This window comes from Franzmannia pantelleriensis, assembly GCF_900102875.1.
Classification (GTDB): Bacteria; Pseudomonadota; Gammaproteobacteria; order Pseudomonadales; family Halomonadaceae; genus Franzmannia; species Franzmannia pantelleriensis.
The window spans coordinates 1-4,962 of sequence record NZ_FNGH01000032.1 but is presented as its reverse complement, the minus strand read 5'-3'; the positions used below and the strand labels follow the sequence as shown (position 1 = coordinate 4,962).

The following is a 4,962-nucleotide window of genomic DNA, read 5'->3' as shown; positions in this document are numbered from 1 at the left end:
CAGGAGCAGATCTGGCTGCACGCCCAGAAGGACCTGGAACTGCTCACCAACCACGACCGCAGCGAAGAGATCGGCAACGACAGCCATCTCAAGGTCCACCACGACCGCATCAGCGAGATCGACAGCGACGACCACCTCACCGTGCACGGCAGTCGCCACACCCAGGTCGACGGCGACGACCACCTGATCGTCGACGCCACCCGCCACGAGAAATACGGCCGTGCCCAACTGGTCGACGCCGGCCAGGAAGTCCACCACAAGGCCGGCATGAAAGTGGTGATCGACGCCGGCGCCGAGATCACCCTCAACGCCGGCGGCAGCTTCGTCAAACTCGACCCCAGTGGCGTCACCATCGTCGGCCCCAGCGTCAAGATCAACTCCGGCGGCAGCCCCGGCTCGGGCTCGGGCCAGGCGGCGCAAGGGCCCAAGCTGCCGCAGGAGGTGGAGGGCGAGGGTCATCGAGCGATTCAGCCCGTCGACCGGCCCGCCCAGCTCAAGACGCTGCTCAAGGAACCGGCCAGCTGCGAGATCTGCGAGGATGCCACAGGCGGCCAGGAGGATAGCTAAGTGAGCGTGCCGCAGGAGGTGAGCCACGCCCTGGTGGATGGCGTACGCTATCCGCAAGCACTGACGCGCCTGTATGGCCGTGACGACGTCAGCGAAATCGAGCCGCTCTACCTGACGACCCGCTGGGCCTCCTTGGCTGATCACGGGCCGATCCTGGTGCGGCTAAACGGCGCTGGGCTACTCGATGAGCTCGACGCTGACGATGACTTGCCCCGCGCGCTCTCACTGCTGCAAAGCGATGCCAGCAGCGAAGCGCTGAGTGATCAGCTGCGTCACTGCCTGACCTTCACGGTGGATGGCCAGTACGAAAAATTGCTGCGCTTTGCCGATCCACTGGTAACGCGCCATTGGCTGGCCAGTTATGGCGACGCCGTGCCCGCCGCTCTCATGGGGCTCATCACCACCTGGTGGGTGGCGGCCTGGCCACCCAACTGGGAAGACGCCTCGCCACTGGTGTGGCAGCCGTTTCGCCCCGACGATGGCCCCGCGTCATCCACGGCGGCGCCAGCACCGCCTTTTCCGCCCATGGGACCGGCCCAGCTTGCTGCGCTGGAGGCGGTGGAACGCTGGCGGCTCAAGGAGCGACTGACGAACCACTTTGCCGCCCATGCGCCCAAGCCCTGGCAAGCACTGCCCCCCGCGGAGCGCGGCGACTGGATCGACGCACGCCTCGACGACGCTATCGGCTGGGGCGCGACGACCGAGCGGCAGATCGCCATCTGGGTGGACCTCAGCCTGCACGGGGGTGCGAACTTCATGACCGCTCACGATGGGCTCTATGCACGCTGGCTGGCCGAGCAGCCGCCGGGCGCGCGTCCCCCGCGTCCCGACAGCCTCTATGCCCTGGATACCTGGTGGCGCGAAGGCGAGAGGCCGCCAGGGGGCATCGTCACTTCACCCACTGTCCTATCTCCCTCTTCATCAAGCGAGGTTCCCCATGGCTGACACGGATGTCCAGAGCACGGCCCGAGATGGCGCCTTCGATGAAACATCCTTCGGCAGTGGTGTCTGTCCGCTGCTGGTGGATGTCACGCTGTTCCCGGTGCGCTACGCCATCGACGAAGCGCCCCGCCAGGCCGACGAGCCGGCGCCGCACCCACTGTCTGAGCGCTGGCAGGGCCCGGACTATCCCCGCCTGACAACCCGCGGCTACACGCTGCGACAGCTGCGCGACGGCTGGCTTTACGTGTATGTCGAAGAGGATGACGAACAGCGTATCGACGAATACGCCATAGACGGCGCGACCTTCAATGGCGAGCCGCACCTCACCTACTCCACAGGTGCCCACCTCGAACTGGCCTATTCGCCAGTGCAGTGGACCGAGCGTATCCATGAGCGCATGCTCGCAGACGCCGAGGCGCGCCAGCGCCTGATGCGACCGCTCGACCTGATGGCGGCTCTGGGCGCCACCCTGGCCACTGGCAACGACCCATTGCCCGCGCATGTCGGCCCGCTGACCGAGCTTGGCGAACATGTGGCCGATATCACCCCGAACGGCGCGGTGGACGACTTTACCTCCACCACCGTGGCCACCGTCGAATGGGACAGCGATGTAACAGACGCCGGAGGTGACGACGAAGAGAGCGTATACGAGGTACTGGCCCATAAGCCGGAAATCAGCCAAGACAGCGTACTGGCCAAGGTCAAGAAGCACGACGAAGCCGTGTTCGTAGCCCTGGATGACGACCTCGGCATCGTTAATGACCTGAGCATGGCGCTGTTAGGGCGTGAGCTCGAATTGGAAGCCTTCGAAGACGAGCATGGCCATCGGCTGGAGGTCGCCTCGATCATTCAGCACTTGTGCGGCCCCGATGAACACGATCTCCCCAAGGCTCTGAGGGAAGACGGCGAGGCTCGTCGCCGTGCCCTTGCCCTCCTGGAGCGCCACCATCAGGCCACCGTCGAGGCGGCTGCGCAGGAAGCAGAAAGCCTGGTGGTGTGGGAACGCACCGGCACCCAGCACATCTCTCAGGCGGCATTGGAAACTCAGGAGACGCTTCGCGAGAGCGAGGCCGAGCTACGCGAGTTAGGTGTGACGCCCCCCAGTCGCGAGGCGCGTGAATCCTGGCAAAACCGTGGGCTGTGGCGCTATGACGTTGACTACGCGGGCGCCATGGACTTCATCCACACGCACCAGCCGCGTCGCGAGCGTCTACAGGCCCATGTCGAATCGTCACTCGACGATGTACTGACCTGGCTCGAGCGTCTGCCCACGGACGCAGAAGCCCTATGTTACGACCCCACGGATGAAGCGCAGTGCCAAGGGTTGATCGAGTTTGCCGCCATGGTCAGCGAAGCCGTAGGTGCCACAGACGTAGGCAAGCGCTGGCTGGACAATACGTTTCGTGAGCGCAGTAGTCTGATAGGCACCAGCTTGTTCAACTTCTCGCCAGCGCTGGGGCTTGCCCTCGATGCCATTGCTGCGGAGTGGCTGGCGGCTGGTGATCCCGACGACGGCATTGACCTTGGGGATATGCTCAATGCGGCTAACGTAGCGGGCAGCCTCGACAGTGTGTTGCGTCTGGAGCATGTTCAGGAGTCGGCCCTGTTTCAGGCCCTGAGCGCACCGCTACAGGCCGCATTCGAAACGCTGCGCGCCGTGGCGGGTGGCGCAGGCAAACTAAGCTGGCAGTTACTGGCGTATCAGGCCCTACCCGCCGCCAGTGCCGGCACACAGGTGGCCGCCCAGCACATCGCCAGAGGCATTACCATCGCCATGCTCACGGCGTTCGTTCATCCCGACAATCAAGGCCATTACCTACAGCGCAACGACAGTGCGAGAGCGGAACATCGGCGTTGGCGCCATAACATGCGCGGCTTATCGGGCCGGCTGAAGGCCCTGCGTCTCAAACTGCGCATGCCGATGTCGCCAGGCTTGCGCGCCGATACGCTGCGCCGCATTACACAGCTGGAAACTGAACACCAAGCACTCTCACTCAGCGAGCCGCAGCGCTTTACCGCCGGTGGCGGCAGCGGCGCCAATGCCCAACACCTTGCCGGCCTCGGCTTTGCTGAGCTACGCGAACAGCAGCGCCTACGCATCGAGCGTGGTGCCGGCGGTGTAGCGGCGGTACGCCAACGCATGTCGCAATGGATGGATGCCCGAGGCATCGGCGGCATCCCCTTGCTGGTCGCGGCGCTCAACCTACTCAATGCTGCCGACAGTATCCATAGCGCACAGAAGGACGGTGTGACACGCGATGAGATGGAAACGATAGCCAGCCAGGTAAGCTATGCCACGGCGGCGGTGATGTCGCTCTGGGTCGTGCCCTATTGGCAGCGGCATGCTAATCGTATGGCTCGCTACCGAAACGGAACTCGACAGGTGGCTCAAGCAGGAAGGCAGCAATGGTTGAATGTTGCGAGTAATAGAGAGTTCGCCCGGCTGGCCGGTCGATTGGCGAGCCGCGTAGCGGGGATGGCGGCCTTTGCCGCCATCGGGGCGGGGATAGAAACCCGACAGGTTTGGCGGGACATCAACCAGGCAAGTAGTTCAGAAGAACGTTTCGCATTATGGGCGAAGCTTGGCTCGACCTCTGGTATGAGTGCTGTCGGAATTATTCAATTAGGTGGTGCATCACTTGGGCGTTGGGTGGCCTTTGGATGGATTATGGCACCTTGGGCAAGCTGGGCCTTGTTGATCTTTAGCGCTGGCTATTTATTGTCTGGCCTGTTTGCCGAGCACTACCGGCGCGAAGGCATCAGGCTGTGGCTCTATCGCAGCAGCTGGGGGAATGATAACCAGTGGTCGGATAGCGATGAGGATCGGACTGCCGAGCTACGCTCACTGAATGAGACGCTGCTGGCCCCTGTTCTGAAGCTGGTTCCCGTTACCCGCATGACGAATGAATTCGATATGTCGACTACTTTCTCTAACTTCTCGCCAGGCCGGCGCGTCGAGGCGCTTCAAGGGCATTGGGTTCAACTCGCCTTGCCAGCCGCCTTGGCCGGAGAGTGCGTCACGCTATCTGCGCTTGCCGCAGGTGGCTACTGGGCGCCAGTGGAGAGCTTCCAGGAAGAGCCTACGGAAACAGGAGAAGAGAACCTCCCTGCCGCGACCCGCTATGATGAGGATGCCCCATTTCGGTAAGCGCTCCACCAACCCCACCTGTTGCGGCCTGAGTTAGACCGGCAGCGTGTCTTTCCAGCGCCAGGGCAGCAGCGTGCCGTGGTCGTCATCCTCGCCGAGGGTTGGCAGGGTCTCGAACACGAACTGCAGGTACTCGTAGGGTGAGAGGCCGTTGGCCTTGGCGGTCTCAATCAGGCTGTAGATTGCCGCGCTGGCCTGGGCACCGCTCGGCGTGTGGCTGAACAACCAGTTCTTGCGACCGACGACGAAGGGGCGGATGGCGTTCTCGGCCGGGTTGTTATCCAGGGGAATCAGCCCGTCATCGA

4 protein-coding genes are annotated in these 4,962 nt (G+C 63.5%); 3 read left to right on the top strand and 1 reads right to left on the bottom strand.

Translation table 11 applies throughout. The features are described 5' to 3' along the window. The 3 genes from BLT16_RS20380 to BLT16_RS20370 form a co-directional block, all read left to right on the top strand. The coding region (locus BLT16_RS20380; protein WP_422717946.1) for a bacteriophage T4 gp5 trimerisation domain-containing protein at positions 1-567 on the top strand (567 nt) is incomplete at its 5' end. Then, positions 568-1,512 carry a DUF4123 domain-containing protein gene (locus BLT16_RS20375; protein WP_089660770.1) on the top strand — a complete coding sequence of 315 codons (945 nt, stop codon included), beginning with the start codon at positions 568-570 and terminating at the stop codon, positions 1,510-1,512. It begins immediately after the preceding gene. After that, the gene (locus tag BLT16_RS20370; RefSeq protein ID WP_089660769.1) at positions 1,505-4,657 is read left to right on the top strand and encodes a T6SS effector BTH_I2691 family protein; all 3,153 of its coding nucleotides are present in this window, start codon (positions 1,505-1,507) and stop codon (positions 4,655-4,657) included. The genes BLT16_RS20375 and BLT16_RS20370 overlap by 8 nt, the downstream gene beginning before the upstream one ends. 33 nt (positions 4,658-4,690) lie before the next feature. Here the strand turns inward: BLT16_RS20370 and BLT16_RS20365 are convergent. Beyond that, positions 4,691-4,962, bottom strand: a 272-nt coding sequence (locus tag BLT16_RS20365) for an IS66 family transposase (RefSeq protein ID WP_143025111.1), incomplete at its 5' end; no start/stop codon positions are given.

Excerpts from the sequence above, each read along its gene's own strand:
- BLT16_RS20370 (WP_089660769.1), top strand. The coding sequence starts at position 1,505 with ATGGCTGACACGGATGTCCAGAGCACGGCCCGAGATGGCGCCTTCGAT.